16 protein-coding genes are annotated in these 16,141 nt (G+C 65.9%); 8 read left to right on the top strand and 8 right to left on the bottom strand.

Annotated features, from left to right (window positions below):
- Positions 1-14: 14 nt before the first annotated feature.
- Positions 15-452, bottom strand: coding sequence for a cupin domain-containing protein (locus tag DT069_RS21100; RefSeq protein ID WP_119462318.1), 438 nt, complete (start codon positions 450-452; stop codon positions 15-17).
- A 161-nt stretch (positions 453-613) separates the two neighbouring features.
- Here DT069_RS21100 and DT069_RS21105 point away from each other — a divergent pair, with 161 nt between their 5' ends.
- From DT069_RS21105 to DT069_RS21130, 6 genes are all read left to right on the top strand, one after another.
- The gene (locus tag DT069_RS21105; RefSeq protein ID WP_119462319.1) at positions 614-1,609 is read left to right on the top strand and encodes a LysR family transcriptional regulator; all 996 of its coding nucleotides are present in this window, start codon (positions 614-616) and stop codon (positions 1,607-1,609) included.
- Positions 1,610-1,893: 284 nt separating this feature from the next.
- The gene (locus DT069_RS21110) at positions 1,894-2,250 is read left to right on the top strand and encodes an NADH:ubiquinone oxidoreductase subunit NDUFA12 (RefSeq protein WP_425450443.1); all 357 of its coding nucleotides are present in this window, start codon (positions 1,894-1,896) and stop codon (positions 2,248-2,250) included.
- A 39-nt stretch (positions 2,251-2,289) separates the two neighbouring features.
- Positions 2,290-2,748 (top strand): outer membrane lipid asymmetry maintenance protein MlaD, encoded by a 459-nt coding sequence (gene mlaD / locus DT069_RS21115; protein WP_119462321.1) that lies wholly within the window; start codon positions 2,290-2,292, stop codon positions 2,746-2,748.
- A gap of 2 nt (positions 2,749-2,750) precedes the next feature.
- Complete coding sequence (locus DT069_RS21120; protein ID WP_119462322.1) at positions 2,751-3,575, top strand: class I SAM-dependent methyltransferase; 825 nt, start codon at positions 2,751-2,753, stop codon at positions 3,573-3,575.
- 71 nt (positions 3,576-3,646) lie between these two features.
- Positions 3,647-3,865: a hypothetical protein gene (locus DT069_RS21125; protein WP_119462323.1), complete on the top strand. Its 219-nt coding sequence runs from the start codon at positions 3,647-3,649 to the stop codon at positions 3,863-3,865.
- Positions 3,866-3,872: 7 nt separating this feature from the next.
- The gene (locus DT069_RS21130) at positions 3,873-4,271 is read left to right on the top strand and encodes a DUF2155 domain-containing protein (RefSeq protein ID WP_425450444.1); all 399 of its coding nucleotides are present in this window, start codon (positions 3,873-3,875) and stop codon (positions 4,269-4,271) included.
- On the opposite strand, the gene aat is transcribed toward DT069_RS21130, so the two are convergent.
- The 6 genes from aat to DT069_RS21160 all read right to left on the bottom strand — a co-directional run bounded on the left by aat (position 4,208) and on the right by DT069_RS21160 (position 9,630).
- The gene (aat, locus tag DT069_RS21135; RefSeq protein WP_119462325.1) at positions 4,208-4,858 is read right to left on the bottom strand and encodes a leucyl/phenylalanyl-tRNA--protein transferase; all 651 of its coding nucleotides are present in this window, start codon (positions 4,856-4,858) and stop codon (positions 4,208-4,210) included. The genes DT069_RS21130 and aat overlap by 64 nt on opposite strands.
- Before the next feature lie 28 nt (positions 4,859-4,886).
- A complete protein-coding gene (gene accC, locus DT069_RS21140; protein WP_119462326.1) occupies positions 4,887-6,230 on the bottom strand; it encodes an acetyl-CoA carboxylase biotin carboxylase subunit in 1,344 nt (447 codons plus the stop codon).
- 19 nt (positions 6,231-6,249) lie between these two features.
- On the bottom strand, positions 6,250-6,702 hold the full coding sequence (accB, locus tag DT069_RS21145) for an acetyl-CoA carboxylase biotin carboxyl carrier protein (protein ID WP_119462327.1): 453 nt from the start codon (positions 6,700-6,702) through the stop codon (positions 6,250-6,252).
- Entirely contained in the window at positions 6,702-7,160 is a 459-nt protein-coding gene (gene aroQ, locus DT069_RS21150; RefSeq protein ID WP_119462328.1) for a type II 3-dehydroquinate dehydratase, read from the bottom strand. The genes accB and aroQ overlap by 1 nt, the downstream gene beginning before the upstream one ends.
- Positions 7,161-7,416: 256 nt before the next feature.
- Positions 7,417-8,139, bottom strand: a complete 723-nt coding sequence (locus DT069_RS21155) for a DsbA family protein (protein WP_119462372.1) — start codon at positions 8,137-8,139, stop codon at positions 7,417-7,419.
- A 144-nt stretch (positions 8,140-8,283) separates the two neighbouring features.
- A complete protein-coding gene (locus DT069_RS21160) occupies positions 8,284-9,630 on the bottom strand; it encodes a M48 family metalloprotease (RefSeq protein WP_119462329.1) in 1,347 nt (448 codons plus the stop codon).
- Positions 9,631-9,763: 133 nt separating this feature from the next.
- Here DT069_RS21160 and DT069_RS21165 point away from each other — a divergent pair, with 133 nt between their 5' ends.
- Together DT069_RS21165 and DT069_RS21170 are read left to right on the top strand one after the other, a co-directional pair.
- Positions 9,764-11,341 carry a gamma-glutamyltransferase gene (locus tag DT069_RS21165; RefSeq protein WP_162913338.1) on the top strand — a complete coding sequence of 526 codons (1,578 nt, stop codon included), beginning with the start codon at positions 9,764-9,766 and terminating at the stop codon, positions 11,339-11,341.
- Positions 11,342-11,392: 51 nt separating this feature from the next.
- Positions 11,393-12,541: a pyridoxal phosphate-dependent aminotransferase gene (locus tag DT069_RS21170; RefSeq protein WP_119462331.1), complete on the top strand. Its 1,149-nt coding sequence runs from the start codon at positions 11,393-11,395 to the stop codon at positions 12,539-12,541.
- 33 nt (positions 12,542-12,574) lie between these two features.
- Here DT069_RS21170 and DT069_RS21175 read toward each other — a convergent pair whose 3' ends face one another.
- Positions 12,575-15,595 (bottom strand): ribonuclease E/G, encoded by a 3,021-nt coding sequence (locus tag DT069_RS21175; RefSeq protein WP_119462332.1) that lies wholly within the window; start codon positions 15,593-15,595, stop codon positions 12,575-12,577.
- Between the last annotated feature and the right edge of the window lie 546 nt (positions 15,596-16,141).

Genomic DNA, 16,141 nt, shown 5'->3' on the forward strand with positions numbered 1-16,141 from the left:
GCCTGTCGCGAAGATCAATCGGCCTTGACCATCTGCGGCTCCCCTTCGGGCGTCACCTGGAAGACGACAATCTTGAGCGGCTCGGAGGCATTCAGGTTCCGCGCCTGCATCGGCGCCCCGAGCGGTTCCTTGTACAGTTCGCCTGCTTTCAAGGTGCGGCGTTCTTTGCCTTGCTCGTCGATCGCGAACGAGCCTTCAAGCACGTACACGTAGACAGGACCGGTATGATAGTGCTTTCCGCCGATCCAGCCGGGAGGCAGCGTGTAGTGATCGATGGTGACCACCTGGGCCTCCACCCCAGGCAGAGGCTCGCTGATCAGGGTCGTCTTGTCCGCTCCCGGCGAAACGTACGCCTCTTTCTCCTCGGCAGCGCGCGCATCTTGCCCGGTAATAGCCGCGGCGATGAGGCCGCTGGCAACGATGAGGCTCATGGCAATTGCTGATCGGTCCATTGTGCCCTCCCAAGAATAGCCTGGGGAACCCGTGGTTCCCGCTGACGGTCGCAGCAATCGTTACGGAGGCGCGATTTCCTCTGGTCGGTATGGTCGGCCATTTTTCCTGATGCGTCCAATGCATTTGTTTTCTCAACTATGATGCTTTAAAGTTATCAGCGATGAACCTCCGGAGCCTGCGCACCTTCGTAACCATCGCCGATACCGGTGGCGTTCACCGGGCAGCCGCCCGATTGAATCTGAGTCAGCCGGCGCTCTCGCGGCAGATCCGTGCGCTGGAAATCGAACTGGGCGTACCGCTTTTCGACCGTATCGGCCGGCGCGTACAACTGACCTCGGAGGGGGAAGACCTGCTCCGGCGCAGTCGCCAACTCCTGAGCGACGCAGACTCGCTCGTAGAGCGGGCGGACGCCCTCAAAAAGGGAGAGACGGGTATCTTGCGGATAGGGGCGACGCCGCAGGTGATCGAGAATACGCTCGCACCATTCCTCGGCCATTACCGGCGCCGTCACCCCGCCATAGAGGTCCAACTGGTCGAGGACGGTGGTGTCCGTCTGCCGGATCGGCTCGCGAACGGCGACGTTCAGCTTGTGCTCACCGTCGTCATCGACGAGCGCTTCCGGCAACGACTGCTCTATCCGGGATACGGCATCGCGGTGCTATCGACAAAGCATCGGCTCAGTCAACGTCGCACGATCGACGTCGAAGAGTTGGCGGATGAGCCGTTGCTGCTGCTCCACCGAACATTCGCATCGCGTGAATGGTTGGATACGGCGTGCAATGCGGCGCACATCCGGCCGCGGGTGCTTCTGGAGAGCGCCGCCCCTCACACGATCATCGCGTTGGCGGGCGCGGAATATGGAATTGCGATCATTCCCTCGACCGTAACGGTTCCGCGCGGGAACATCTGGGCCGCTCTGCTTACCCAGCGCGGAGTCCCACTCGGGCGATGGCTGACCGTGGGCTGGGACGCGCACCGCTTCCTGGCGCCTTACGCCGAGCAGTTTGTCGAGGAACTGGTGGCCTACTGCGATCGCTACTATCCCGGTCGTGAGTTCACAAAGCGCGCGCCCCTGCCTCCCCGACCGAGAGAGGCAATCTGGACGATGCCCCTAACGAGAGCTATGAGCGGCCCGGCACAGCGACAAACGCGGTAGAAATTGAGGCTCGCCGCTAATAGGTCGAATAGGCTGCCCATGTCTGCTCAGGGTCATGGACGGAAGTCTGAGGCGATCGCACCAAAGTCTGCAATCCACACAGAGCCGAAATTCAAACTGAGACATTACCGAAGCGGGGGCCAGGGCTGGACGTGGCGGTGGGTCGGTGCCATATTCCCGGCGGCGCAGGGGAAGGGGACCCGGTGCCGGGGTAAGTCGCGGGCCGGTGGATCGCCGATATGGCAAGGGTTTCCGCCGGAAGAGGTCCCGGAAGAGGTTTAGGCATGACGATAGGAACCCGGTTGTTCACCTGGTGGCGGGGCGAGTTGGTTGGCACCGATTCGTTCGGCAACCGCTATTACCGGGACAAGCGGACGGCCGGCCGGAAGCGCGAGCGGCGGTGGGTTCTTTATAAGGGCGAGCCCGAGGCGTCGAAGGTTCCGCCGGAGTGGCACGCTTGGCTGCATGCGATCGTCAAGGATCCGCCGAAGCCGGGCGCGGTGTCGCAACGGCCCTGGCAGAAGGAGCATCTCCCCAACCTGACCGGAACCGAGGCGGCCTACCGGCCGCTCGGCAGCCAATTGCGCGGCGGCCAGCGGGCCAAGGCGACCGGCGATTACGAGCCCTGGGTGCCCTCCTAGGCCCCATCCGGTCGCATCGCCCAACCCTGGGGGGAGTTGATGAAGCGGAGCGTCATCGAAACGATCATGGGTGGCCTTGTGCTCTTGGTCGCCGCGACTTTCGTCGTTTTCGCCTATACCGCCAGCGACGTGCGGCGGGTCGGGGGCTATGAGATCAGTGCGAAGTTCAATCGGGTCGACGGCCTCGCCGAAGGCAGCGACGTGCGGATGAGCGGCATCAAGATCGGCAGCGTCATCGATCAGGAACTCGATCCCGAAACCTATCTCGCGGTCATCCATATGGGGATCTCCGACTCGATCAAGCTGCCGCTGGACACGACCGCGAAGATCCAGAGCGACGGTCTGCTCGGCGGCAATTATGTGGCGCTGGAGCCCGGGGCAGAGGTCACGATGATCGAGCCCGGCGGCGAGATCCGCTACACCCAGGACGCGGTCAATCTGACCGATCTCATCGGCCGCTTCATCTTCAGCGCCGGTGACCAGGAGAAGGCGGAATAGCGATGACGGCTTCACCGGGCGGCTCGGCGGCAGGCGTCCGCGGCCAGCACTGGGACCCGAATCGCTATGTCCGCAACGCCGGTTTCGTCGCCGACCTAGGCGGCCCGGCGCTCGAGCTTCTGGCGCCATGCGCCGGCGAGCGTATTCTCGATCTCGGCTGCGGCGACGGCCGGCTCACCCGGCGCCTCGCCGATCTCGGGGTCGAGGTCGTCGGGATCGACAGCAGCACGGAGCAGATCGCGGCCGCGCGGGCGACCGGTCTCGATGCCCGGGTCGCGGACGGCGAGGCGCTACGCTTCAGCGACGAATTCGATGCCGTCTTTTCCAACGCGGCCCTGCATTGGATGCGGCGGCCCGCGGCCGTGATCGACGGCGTGTGGCGGGCGCTGCGCCACGGCGGGCGCTTCGTCGGCGAGATGGGCGGCCACGGCAATGTGGCGCGGATCACCGCTGCCCTTGTGTCCGCGCTCGACCGCCGCGGACTCGACGGGGCGGCCGCCGTCCCGTGGTATTTTCCGACGCCCGAGGCCTATGGTGCCTTGCTGCGGGCGCAGGGCTTTCGGGTTTCCAGCATAGCCCTGATCCCGCGGCCGACGCCGCTGCCGGGGGAGATTGCCGGCTGGCTGGAAACCTTCGCCGAGAGCTTCGTTCGGCGGATCGCGCCGGAAGATCGGGCGGACTTCATCGCCGAGGTGGCCGAGAGCCTGCGTCCGATCCTGTCCGACGGGAGCGGCAATTGGACGGCCGATTATGTCCGTCTTCGGTTTGCTGCCTGGAAGCCTGCCCCCGAGTCCGGCCCTGGCCGGGCCGGGTTGCGGGACGCCTAAAGAGCGCTATGCTGTCCAGACCCGTTTCGCACCCCAACTCTCTCGGGCGGTTCAGACCTGTTGGCATTCCTATGACAGAACCCTTCAGCCCTCCGACCTGGCGGCAGCCGGATGGAAGCCCCGTCTCCTGCGTCGAGAAGATCAAGGTGTTGAACGAGAACCTCGCCGAGATTCAGCAGATGGCCCAGGATGCCTTCGAGGATGCGATCCTTATGGGATGCGATGAAGCGCAGCTGCGGGCCGTGCTGCAGGGCCTCGTCGAGTCCCTCCATAATCCCTACCGGAAGTAGCTCTGACGTGCGTTCAATCCTCTTCCTAGCAACGCTGATCCCCGTCGCCGCACTCCTGGCCTCGGGCACATCGGCGTCGCCGATGCAGATCGCCGTTCTGCAGGCCCTCGACAAGATCACGGCCCGCGTGTCGACGATCGAGGCACCGATCAACAGCACCGTACAGTTCGGCACGCTTCAGATCACCGCCCGCCATTGCGACAAGCGGCCGCCGGAGGAGACGCCGGAGAGCGCCGCATTCCTGGAGATCGTCGAGGTCAAGCCGGACGAGGAGCCGACGGAGCGATTCACCGGCTGGATGTTCGCCTCGAGCCCGGCGCTCTCGGCTCTTGAGCATCCGGTCTATGATCTCTGGGTCATCGACTGCAAGAACGCGTCGACGTCGGACGCCGAAATCTCCGAGTAGAAGCGGGCCGGCGCCGCGATGGCGCGAACGAGGCGCTGGCGATATTCGGCGCGCGTGATCTCGATCGCACCAAAGCGCTGCAGGTGGTGGGTGACGAACTGCGTATCGAGGAGCTGAAAGGCTCCGAGCCGCAGGCGGATTGCCAGATGGACGAGCGCCACCTTGCTGGCGTCCGGCTCGCGGCTGAACATGCTCTCGCCGAAGAACGCACCGCCGATCGCGATGCCGTAGAGCCCGCCGACCAGCCGTCCGTCGCGCCAGCATTCGACGGTGTGGGCATAGCCCATCTCGAACAGCTCGGTATTGAGGCGCAGGATCTCATCGTTGATCCAGGTGTCCGGCCGGTCGGATGCTGGCTCCGCACAGCCCATGATCACCTCTCGGAAGGCGGTGTCGCAACGCACCTCGAATAGCCCCCGGCGCAGCGTCCGGCGGAGCCGGCGCGGGACGTGAAGGCGCTCGAGCGGCAGAATTCCCCGGTCTTCCGGATCGATCCAATAGACTTCCGGATCATGCCGGCTTTCTGCCATCGGGAACACCCCGAGAGCATAGGCCCGCAGGAGCATCTGGGGCGTCAGCGCGGGCATGAGCCGCCCCGATGTTGTTGCCTTCCTGTCACTCCTTGGATGCGACGAACTTCTCTAACCAACGAATATCGTAGTCTCCGTTGATGAAGTCCGGGGCGGCGATCAGCCGACGGTGGAGCGGAATGCTCGTCTCGATCCCGCCGATGAAGAACTCCTCCAGAGCACGGCGCAGGCGCATTAGGCACTCGTTTCGGCTCGATCCGGAAACGATCAGCTTCGCGATCAGGCTATCGTAGTGCGACGGCACGCGGTAGCCGGCATAGAGCGCGGAATCGACGCGGACGCCCAATCCGCCGGGCGCATGATAGTCCGTCACGAGGCCCGGCGACGGCAGGAAAGTCTCCGAGCTTTCGGCGTTGATCCGGCACTCGATGGCATGGCCGTTGAAGGTGACATCGTCTTGCGCGAGGCTGAGCGGCGCACCGGCCGCGACCCGGATCTGCTCGCGTACGAGGTCGATTCCGGTAATCATCTCCGAGACCGGATGCTCCACCTGAAGCCGCGTGTTCATCTCGATGAAATAGAACTCGCCGTCCTGGAACAGGAACTCCAGCGTGCCGGCGCCGCGATAGCCGAAGCGGCGCATCGCCGCCGTCGCCGTCTCGCCGATGGCCGTTCTCTGGCTGGCGTTGAGGGCGGGCGAGGGGGCCTCTTCCAGGAGCTTCTGATGGCGCCGCTGCAGCGAGCAGTCGCGCTCGCCGAGATGGATCACGTTGCCGTGGCTGTCCGCGAGAATCTGGATTTCGATGTGACGCGGATGGGAGAGGTATTTTTCGAGATAGACGGCGTCATTGCCGAAATTCGCCTTGGCTTCCGCCCGGGCAAGGCTCAACGCCTGGACCAAATCGTTGCTCGACTCGGCGACCTTCATTCCCTTGCCGCCGCCACCGGCTGCCGCCTTCACCAGGACCGGAAAGCCGATCTCCTCGGCAACCCGCATCGCCTCCACGTCGTTGTCGATGGCGCCGTCAGAGCCGGGCACGACCGGAATGTTGAGCGAGCGGGCCGCGTCCTTGGCCGCGACCTTGTCGCCCATCAGCGTGATGTGCTCCGGCGACGGGCCGATGAAAGTAAAGCCGTGCTCCTCGACCATCGCCGCGAACTGGGCGTTCTCGGACAGGAAGCCGATGCCGGGATGGATCGCGTCGGCACCCGCGATCGTCGCGGCCGACAGGATCGCCGGCATGTTGAGGTAGCTTTGGCGTGACGGCGGCGGACCGATGCAGACGCTCTCGTCGGCGAGCCGCACATGCATGGCGTCGGCATCGGCGGTCGAATGGACGGCGACAGTGCGGATGCCCATCTCGCGGCAGGCGCGATGGATCCGCAGCGCGATCTCGCCACGGTTCGCGATGAGGACTTTCTCGAACATGATGTGAGGCCCGGCCGGTCTACTGCACGACCAAAAGCACGTCGCCGTACTCGACCGGCTGGGCGTCGCTGACAAGGATCTGCTCGACCTTGCCCGCTCGCGGCGCCGGGATCGGGTTCATCACCTTCATCGCCTCGACGATCAGCAGCGTCTGTCCCTCGGCAACCTGATCCCCGACCTTGACATAGGGCGGCGCGCCCGGCTCCGGGCTCACATAGACGGTGCCCACCATCGGCGACAGGACGGCGCCTGCCGGCGGCGCATCGGACGGGGCCGCGGCCGGCGCTGCGCCAGCCATCGCGGGCGCTTGTGCCATCGGTGCGGCCTGTGCCGCAGCGATCATCGTGGCGCCGCCACGAGTCACGCGGATGCGCTGATCGCTGATTTCATACTCGATCTCGTTGAGACCAGTCTCCTCGAGTAGCCCCGCCAGCTTGCGGACCAGGCTCTCGTCCACGTCGAATTTCGGCATCAGACCTCTTTCTCGGTTTTCAGAAATTGCGCCATGGCATCAAGCGCAAGCCGGTAGCCGAGACTGCCCAGCCCGCAGATGATGCCGCGCGCGGCCTCGCTGACATAGGAATGCCGTCGATAGGACTCGCGCCGGAAGATGTTGGAAAGGTGCACCTCGATCACGGGAAAGTCCGCAAGCTGCAGCGCATCGAGGATGGCGATCGAGCTGTGGCTGTAGGCACCCGCATTGATGATGAGCCCCGCGGCGCGGCCGCGCGCCTCCTGAATCCAGGTGACGATCTCGCCCTCGTGGTTCGATTGCCGAAAATCGACGGCGAGCCCGATTTCGCCCGCGCGCCGGCGGCAAGCCTTCTCGATGTCCGCCAGGCTGTCCCGGCCGTACAAAGCGGGATCGCGCGACCCGAGCATGTTCAGGTTCGGGCCGTTCACGATCAGAATCGTCGGTGCTTTGGGCAACCCGCGCCCCTCTCACTTCACCAGTCCGCGAGGGTTATAGCACGGCCGGCGGGGCGTGCAACGGCATGGGCGATCACCCGGGCCTCATTTGGCGGCGTCGGCTTCGACGACGATCGCCTTGCCGATGCCGCGCGAGCTGCCGGTGAGGACTGCCGATCGGTTGCGACGGTCCATGGTCGTTCTCCCTGTCCTGCCTCGTGGCTGAGGTTACGGGGAGTTTCGGGTGGACGCCACGGCGCGTCGCGGGTTCCGCCTTCTAACTGCTGCGTTCGGCCTCGAGCAATTGCTGGATCAGATTTATCATGTTGGCTTGTCCGGGAACGACCGTTTTGCCAACCACGAAAGCAGGTGTGCCGTTCACCTGCAGGGCCGTGGCGAGCTCGTGGTTCCGCTCCAGGGCGGCGGCGATCTCCGGCGAGTCCATATCTGCTTGGAGACGCTCCACATCGAGGCCGACCCGCCGGGCCTCCTCGATCACCATCCGTTCGTTGAGCTTGCCCCTTGCCGCCATCAGCGCCTGGTGAAATTCGAGATATTTGCCCTGCCGGTGCGCCGCCAGCGCGGCTTTGGCCGCGTACTCCGACGCCTGCCCCAGGATCGGAAACTCCTTGAAGACGATGCGGACGTCGCCCTCGGCTTCCAGGGTCTCGATCATGTCGGCCGCGATGGTCTTGCAGTAGGGGCACTGATAATCGAAGAACTCGACGACCGTGAGCGGCCCCTCCGGATTGCCGGCGACCGGTGCCGCTTTGTCCGCCAGCAGGGCATCGATGGCCTGCTGCCTGTTGCGCGTCTCGAGCACCTGAAGCGCCTCGATGATGATCTCCGGGTGCTCCAGCAGATAGCCGCGGACCACGCGCTCGATCGCTTCGGTTTCCGCCTCGGTCATCGTCTCGTCGGCCGCCGCCGGCGTCGACAGCATCAGCGCCAGTCCGGCACAGACGCTGGCGGCGAGCGAACGAAAGCGGGCCTTTGGCATGTCGGTCACATCCTCGTCTTCTGCCGCGGCGTGGTCCGCCGCAGCCTTATATTCGCCGATGCTCCGGGACGGCACAACGGCACAAGGCCGCCAAGTTCCAGAGTACGAAGAATTGTATGGTTGGTGGCCTTGTCGGGGGCGGGGTCAGCTTCTGGGGCGTGACGCTTGGTCCAGGATGTCCTGTGCCCGGATCCAGGCGGACGACCCTTCCGGAAGCTGACGCAGGGCGCGATCCGCCTGAACTTGCGCCTCGCTCTTGTCGCCGCGGGACAGGGCCGCCTCGGCGAGGGAGAGCGCCGCCATCGACAATTGACCGTCACGGCCATAGCCGATGCTTAGAAAGCGCCAGGCGCCGGGGTTTCGCGGCTCGGCGCGCACGACCTCTTCCAGATTCCCGATCGCCGATTTGATGAAGGCCGAATCCTCGAGGTCGAGCTGCACGCGGGCCAGCCCCAGCCGCAACATCGGCGAGTGGGGCTGCAGGGCGACTGCAGCTTTGTAATAGGGCAGCGCCTCTGCCGTGCGGCCGTTTTCATAAAGGATCTGGCCTTTCAACTCCTGAAAATACGGATCCTGCGGATACTCGGCGATAAGGCCGTCGATCAGCGGCAGCGCTTCGTTCAGCCGCGCGTCCCGATAAAAGGCGATGGCACGTGCGTACCGTGCCTCGAGGCTGTCGTCCGACTTCGGATAATGCTGAAGGACACGGCCGAGCGGCTCGAGAAAGCCGATGAGCTTGGCCCGCATGCGCGCGTGGCTTTTCACGAACTCGGGCGACGGGGGAGTATCGGTATATTGCGAGATATCGAGGTGCCGTCGCACGAACTCGACACGCTCCGAGGTCAGCGGATGGGTGCGGAGATAGGGGTCCTGGTTGCCCGACAGCAGCAGATCCTGCGCGCCGAGAATCTCAAAGAATTCCAGCATGCCGCGCGAAGACTGGCCCGTCGCGTCGAGATAGGCGACGGCGGCATGGTCGGCCGCCGATTCCTGCGTGCGGGTGTATTTCAGCAGCGACCGCTGCGCCATCGACTGCCCGCCACCGATCACGGCCGCGCCGGCCGCGCCGTCGCCGGTTGCGATGGCGGCGCCGATGCCCAGGACATAGGCAATGATCGCTTCCGCCGTGGCGGCGCGCAGCGCCTCTTGCGTGCGGGCGAGGTGGCCGCCCGCTATGTGCCCGGTCTCATGGGCGATCACGCCGATGACTTGATTGGCGCTTTCGCTACGCATCAGCAATCCGGTATTGAGGAACAGGTTCATGCCGCCGGCGACGAAGGCGTTCAGCGTGTCGTCATTGACGATATGAACGCGAACCGCCTCCGGGTCGAGGCCGGCCGCCGTGAACAGTGGCGTGGCATATGACCGGATGGTAGCTTCGATCTCCGCGTCGCGGATCAGGCTGATCTGCTGCGCTGTCGCGGTCGTCGGCGCCAGCAGGGCAAGGGCGAGCGAGAAGAAGACGGCAACGGAGGTAAGGCGCTTGCTCAATACACGAATCCTGTTTGCCCCGTCACAACTTGGGGCTGGCAGCAGGTGGTGTCAACGGAAGGCCCAGGGGAAGGCCCAGGGGAATCCGCCGGGGAAGCCGCTGGCGAGGCTGCTTCTCGGCGCTTCGCTGGGTATGGTCTTGCTGGCCGGCTGTGAATCCGCGCCTCCGCCGGGAGCCATCGGCAGCGTCGAGGGGTTCGCGGGGGCGATCGCCGCCGATGAGCCGCGGGCAGTCCTGATCGCTCGCGACACGCTGAGCGCCGGCGGCACCGCCGCCGACGCCGCCGTCGCGCTCTATTTCGCGCTTTCGGTCACCCTGCCGTCGACGGCGGGTCTCGGCGGCGGAGGGGTTTGCCTGATCCACGACCCGACGGACGTGCAGCCGGAGGGAGGGCAGACCGTCGCGCTCGACTTCCTGCCGCGCCCGGCCCCGAATAGCTCGACCTATGGCGGCTCCGTCGCCCTGCCGGGCAATGTTCGGGGGATGGCGGCGCTCCATGCCCGCTACGGGCGGCTGCGCTGGGAGCAGCTTCTCTCTCCGGCCGAAAATCTGGCGCGGTTCGGCACACCGGTGAGCCGCGCCTTGGCGCGCGAAGTGGCGACGGCGGGCGACAAGCTGCTCCACGATTCGGAGGTCCGCCGCATCTTCACAGGACCCAATGGAAGCCTGATCACCGAGGGCGACAGGTTCCGGCAGGTCGAACTGGCCGCCGTTCTCGCGCAGATCCGATTGAAGGGGGCCGGGGCATTCTACACAGATCAGCTTGCCTTGCGCCTGTCCGAGGCGGCGCAGTCGATCGGGGCGCCCTTGCCTCTTGAGGCGCTGCGCGGTGCCGTGCCCGAGTTCCGCGACACCGTGCGGGTCGCGTTCGACGACCATCTCCTGCATGTCGCGCCGCCGCCTGCGGCCGGCGGCGCCGTGACCGCGGCGCTCGTGCTGATGCTGACCCGGGGCCGCGAGATCAACGAGGTGCCCGCTGAAGAGCGCGCCCATCTCTTCGCCGAAGCGTCGGCCCGAGCTTTCATCGACCGCGACCGCTGGATGGCCCCCGACGGCGGCATCGACGAGGCTGCCGCCACCCCTGTTTCGGTAGAGCGGGCCGAGGCGCTGATGCAAGGCTACGAGGCCGATGCGGCGACCGCCGGCGCACAGCAAGGGAAGGGGAGCCCGCCCGAGAATCCATGGGCGACCGGTTTCGTCGTGGTCGACAAGGACGGTGGCGCCGTCGCCTGCAACGTGACCATGAACGATCTCTTCGGCAGCGGACGGATGGCGCCCGGCACGGGCATCATTCTGGCTCCGGCGCCCAGCGAGCGGCCGGGCTCCATCGCGCTGGGGCCGGCAATCATGGCCAATGCGCAAACCGGCCGTCTCTTCTATGCCGCCGGCGCGTCGGGCGGACCGACCGCTTCGACCGCGATGGCCAACCTGTTCTTGCGCGTCGCCGTCGAGGATCAGCCTCTGGAAGCCGCGATCGAGGCCAAGCGCCTGCATCATAACGGATTCCCCGACATCGTCTTTCACGAGGCCGGCGAGAGCGACGAGACGCTGTCGGCCCTCAGGCGGCGGAACCACAGCGTGCGCGAGGCGGGGATCCTCGGCCGCGTCAACGCCATCTGGTGCCCCGGCGGGCTTCCCACACGGCCGGAGACCTGCCAGGCGCAATCGGATCCGCGCGCCAACGGCTTGGCAACGATTCTTGCCGAATAATGTGCAGTTGAACAGCCGAGCAAGGCTTCGAGAGATGCCCCGAGGGATACTATGGTCCTGAAAGCCGCCAAGCGCGGATCGATCCCACCATTCATCGCCCTCGAGGTGCTGCGGGCCGCCAATGAACGCTCGGCGGCCGGAGAGGATGTCATCCATCTGGAGATCGGGCAGCCGAGCACCGGGGCCCCGGCCGCCGTTGTCGAGGCGGCGAAGCGCGCCCTCGACCGTGACGCCCTCGGCTACACCGAAGCGCTGGGCATGCCGGCGCTCCGTCAGCGGATCGCCCGGCATTACGAGGAAAGCTACGGCCTCGAGGTCGATCCGGCGCGGATCGCCGTGACCACCGGCTCGTCCGGCGCGTTCCTGCTCGGGTTCTTGGCCGCGTTCGACGCCGGCGATCGGGTAGCCTTGGCGAGCCCCGGCTATCCTGCCTACCGCAACATCCTGATGGCGCTCGGCATCACGCCGGTCGAGCTGCCGGCCGGCCCCGAAACGCGGTTTCAGCCGACTCCCGACCTGCTCGATGCGATCGATGGCCGGATCGACGGGCTGATCGTGGCAAGCCCCTCCAATCCGGCTGGGACGATGCTGGATGGCGACGCGCTCGAACGGCTCGTCGCCTATTGCAATCGGCACGGCATCCGCCTCGTCTCCGACGAGATCTATCACGGCATCACCTACGGTCAGACGCCGATAACGGCAGCGTCGCTCACTGACGAGGCGCTGATCGTCAACAGCTTCTCGAAATATTTCGCGATGACCGGCTGGCGGCTCGGTTGGGCCATTCTGCCGCAGTCGCTGCTGCGGCCGGTCGAAAGCCTGGCTCAGAACTTGTTCATCTCGCCGCCGACCCTGCCGCAGCACGGCGCGATGGCGGTCTTCGGCTGTCGCGACGAGCTGGAGGCAAACGTTCGTCGCTATGCCGACAACCGGGCGCGGCTTCTCACGGAGCTGCCGAAAGCCGGCTTCGACCGGCTGGCGCCGGTCGACGGAGCCTTCTACATCTTCGCGGACGTCACGCAACTGACGAACGACAGCGAGTCCTTCTGCCGCCGGATGCTCGCGGAAACCGGCGTCGCGACGACGCCGGGTAGCGACTTCGATCCGGAGCGCGGGCACCGCTACCTGCGGTTCTCGTTCGCCGGGTCGGCCGAGGACATCAGCGAGGCCGCGCGCCGCCTGATCGCTTGGCGGCGCTGACCTTCGCAGTTCTCCCGGCCACAGCTCGTCTGCCTATCGCCTCCACCAGCCACGTCGACGCGATCCCGTCGACGGCGTGTTCTCGTCGGACGGCTGCTCCCGGTGTGCCCCGGGTTCGCCGCTCGCCTCGATCCGATCGTGAGCGGAGGGCAGGGGAATGTAAGACAGCGCTGCCACGGGCTCCGGAGAGCCCCGCTCTTGCTCGTCAGAGGTTTCGTCGTCGGCAGGTTGTTGCTCCTGCTCTTGTTCCTGCTCCTCTGGGCCAGCCGCCGCCAAAGGTTCGATGGTCTCGTCCAGCCAGGACGGCGTGGTCGTGCCGGGCCGTTCCTGCTCGAACTCGCTTTCGGCCTCATGCTCGGGCTCTCTTGCCCTTGGAGTATCTGCTTCCGGGGTCTGGAGTTCGGGGGTCTGGAGTTCGGGCTCCGGCTCATCTTCCGCATAGGAATGTGGTGCAGCCATATCGTCTTGCGACGGCTCGACAGGCGTCTCGGCGATCGGTTGCTCGATATCGGCCGGAAGTGCCTCCGGTTCAGCCTCCTGAACCTCTCCTTGGGTTTCCCCTTGGGTCTCGAAGCCTGCCGACTCCGGTTCGGACGGCTGCATCTCCAGACCCGCCGGCTCTGTTTCGGGCGTTGGCTCGTCGGACGTGGACTCGTCGGGCGTTGATTCGGCCGCTGTTGCGGTCTCGCCGCGCCGCGAACGCCGCCGACCGCCGCGGCGGCCACGCCGCCGGCGCCGGCCGCCCTCCTCGGTCGCGCCTTCGCCGGCCTCATCTGCGTCCGCGGTGCCCAGGTTGCCGTCGGTCTGCTCGATCGCCGCCTGCTCGGCATCGCCGACGCGCAGTTCGGCCGCTTCGTCCTGTCGGGGCGATTCGCCGGCCTCGACCGCTGCGCCGTCGTCGTCCCGCCGCCGCCGGCGGCGGCGCGAGCGGCGCCGGACGCTGGGTTGCTCGCCATGCTCGGCGGCCTCCGACGTCGCCTCGACGGCTTCCTCGTCGGCTTCGTCCGGCTCATCCTCGATCAGCGGAGCGCTGACGTGGCTCACGGGATGCATGGCCTCGCTTTCGGGCGTCAGCGCGCGCATGCGCTCGATTCGGAAGTCGGGCGGGATCAGCGTATCGTCGCCGGACAGGAACACGCGCAGATTATGACGCATCTCCACCTCGGCCAGCGCCCTGCGCTTCTGATTGAGCACGTAGAGCGCGACCGCTGTCGGCACCTGCACGGTGATCGCCGCGCTGCGATTGCGGATGCCTTCCTCCTCGATCGAGCGGAGAACGTGAAGGGCGGTCGATTCGGTCGAGCGGATATGGCCGACGCCGCGACAGCGCGGGCATATCTCGGTGCTCGCTTCGACCAGGCTGGGGCGCAGCCGCTGGCGTGACAGCTCAAGAAGGCCGAAGGGGCTGATATGCCCCAACTGGATCCGCGCGCGGTCGTTGCGCATGGCCTCTTTCAGCCGGCGCTCGACCGCGGAATTGTGGCGCGCCTCCTCCATGTCGATGAAGTCGATGACGATCAGTCCCGCCAGATCGCGCAGGCGCAGCTGGCGCGCAACCTCTTCGGCCGCCTCCAGATTGGTCCTGAGCGCCGTCTCCTCGATGTTGCGCTCACGCGTCGATCGACCCGAATTGACGTCGATCGCGACCAGCGCCTCGGTCGGATTGATGACGATATAGCCGCCCGATTTGAGCTGGACGACCGGGTTGTGGATGGCGTCGAGCTGACCCTCCACCTGATAGCGATGGAACAGGGGCGTGGTCGGGTCCTTGTAGAGCTGAACCCGCTTGGCGTGGCTCGGCGTCAGGGTGCGCATGAACGCCTTGGCCGCCTTGTAGCCGTCCTCGCCCTCGACGAGAATGTCCTCGGTGTCGCGGCTGTAGAGGTCGCGGATCGATCGTTTGATCAGATTGGCCTCTTCATAGATCAGCGCCGGCGCCGTCGATTTCAGCGTCAGCTCGCGGATCTCGTCCCACAGGCGCAGGAGATACTCGTAGTCGCGGCGGATCTCCGCCTTGCTGCGCTCGCTCCCGGCGGTCCGGACGATCACCGCCATGCCTTCCGGTATATCGAGTTCCTCGATGATCGACTTGAGGCGCTTGCGATCGGCGGCGTTGGTGATCTTGCGCGAGACGCCGCCGCCGCGGTCGGTGTTGGGCATGAGGACGCAGTAGCGGCCAGCGAGCGACAGATAGGTCGTCAAGGCCGCGCCCTTGTTGCCGCGTTCCTCCTTGGTCACCTGCACCAGCATGATCTGCCGGCGCTTGATCACCTCCTGGATCTTGTAGCGGCGGCTGTTACGCGGCCGGCGCGGCTCGACGGCGTCCTCGATCTCGTCGCCGCCGACGGTTTCGAGCGATCTGGACGGGGCGGTGGAGCGGCGAGGGGCGGGGTCGTCGCTGCCCGCCTCGTCGGTGTCGTCCGCAGCCTCGGCCGCTTCGCCAGCTTCTCCGGCGGTCTCCTCGGCCGCGGCCGAAAACCCGTCCGGTTCAGTGGGCCAGGTGCCTGCCAGGCCGCCGGTCGCCTCTCCGGCGATATCCCCGGGAATAGCCTCAGGGGTTTCCTCAGGAGCCTCCCCAGGCTCATCGTCGGTCAGATCCTCGGGGTTGCCGGCAATTCGATCCGCAGCGGCATCGGCGGCCATGCTTCTTGCCGCCCCGTTCTCCGCCTCCGGTTCCCCGTCGCTGCGGGCTTCGCTTTCGGCGCCTTCCGGCCGGGCGTCCGCTGAATCGTCGTCTTCCTCGTCCTCGACATCCTCGGCATCACCCAGCGCGGCCTGTTCGGCCAGCAACGCCTCGCGATCCGCGACCGGAATGCGGTAGTAATCCGGATGAATCTCGTTGAAAGCGAGGAAACCGTGGCGATTGCCGCCGTAGTCGACGAAGGCCGCCTGAAGCGACGGCTCGACCCGGGTTACCTTGGCGAGATAGATGTTTCCTTTGAGCTGTTTCTTGCTTGTCGTCTCGAAATCAAATTCTTCCAGTCTCTTGCCCGACACCACCACGACCCGAGTCTCTTCCGGGTGGGTAGCGTCGACCAGCATGCGTTTTGCCATTATCGTGCTGCTCCAATTCGCGCCCGGCACGGCCTGCCGATACCGGCGGCGGCGGCGCGAAACTATTGAGTAGGAACCAGGTCTGCCTCATGTCCAACCTGTCAAACGGCGCGCCGACAAGATGCTGCGGAGCGCCAGGACCGGGACCCTGGGGCGGACACGCCGAGCGCGACCGCCAGAAAGGGCTTCGGAACACAATCCGCCTCGCCATGTCGCGAAGTCGCTGGCCTCTGACGCACCGGCTGCCGAATTCGGTCAGGCTGCGGGGCGGAAGGCCGCTCATCGCCATCCCGACGCGGATGCCGGGGCGGCCGACAACACGGGGTCGGATGAACGGAAAATAACCATTGCGTAGTGATTCGACAATAACCTTGTGAATTCCCCGTGTGAGTCCCTGGGGGAGCCGCCGTGCCGGGCCTGTTCTCTGGCCGTTTTCCAGCCTTTGTTGGCGGCCGCAACCGGCCTGGCCGCGCGCCGGGTTGAATTTTTGCATTGCCCCCAAACGCATTTTCGATGATATATCGGGCGGTTGTGGAGCAGAGATCA

This window comes from Virgifigura deserti (assembly GCA_003576685.1).
In the GTDB taxonomy this organism is placed as follows: domain Bacteria; phylum Pseudomonadota; class Alphaproteobacteria; order Dongiales; family Dongiaceae; genus Virgifigura; species Virgifigura deserti.

Coding starts and splice junctions, on each gene's coding strand:
- DT069_RS21100 (WP_119462318.1), bottom strand. CDS start 452: ATGGACCGATCAGCAATTGCCATGAGCCTCATCGTTGCCAGCGGCCTC.
- DT069_RS21105 (WP_119462319.1), top strand. CDS start 614: ATGAACCTCCGGAGCCTGCGCACCTTCGTAACCATCGCCGATACCGGT.
- DT069_RS21110 (WP_425450443.1), top strand. CDS start 1,894: ATGACGATAGGAACCCGGTTGTTCACCTGGTGGCGGGGCGAGTTGGTT.
- mlaD (WP_119462321.1), top strand. CDS start 2,290: ATGAAGCGGAGCGTCATCGAAACGATCATGGGTGGCCTTGTGCTCTTG.
- DT069_RS21120 (WP_119462322.1), top strand. CDS start 2,751: ATGACGGCTTCACCGGGCGGCTCGGCGGCAGGCGTCCGCGGCCAGCAC.
- DT069_RS21125 (WP_119462323.1), top strand. CDS start 3,647: ATGACAGAACCCTTCAGCCCTCCGACCTGGCGGCAGCCGGATGGAAGC.
- aat (WP_119462325.1), bottom strand. CDS start 4,858: ATGCCCGCGCTGACGCCCCAGATGCTCCTGCGGGCCTATGCTCTCGGG.
- accC (WP_119462326.1), bottom strand. CDS start 6,230: ATGTTCGAGAAAGTCCTCATCGCGAACCGTGGCGAGATCGCGCTGCGG.
- accB (WP_119462327.1), bottom strand. CDS start 6,702: ATGCCGAAATTCGACGTGGACGAGAGCCTGGTCCGCAAGCTGGCGGGG.
- DT069_RS21155 (WP_119462372.1), bottom strand. CDS start 8,139: ATGCCAAAGGCCCGCTTTCGTTCGCTCGCCGCCAGCGTCTGTGCCGGA.
- DT069_RS21165 (WP_162913338.1), top strand. CDS start 9,764: ATGGTCTTGCTGGCCGGCTGTGAATCCGCGCCTCCGCCGGGAGCCATC.
- DT069_RS21170 (WP_119462331.1), top strand. CDS start 11,393: ATGGTCCTGAAAGCCGCCAAGCGCGGATCGATCCCACCATTCATCGCC.
- DT069_RS21175 (WP_119462332.1), bottom strand. CDS start 15,595: ATGGCAAAACGCATGCTGGTCGACGCTACCCACCCGGAAGAGACTCGG.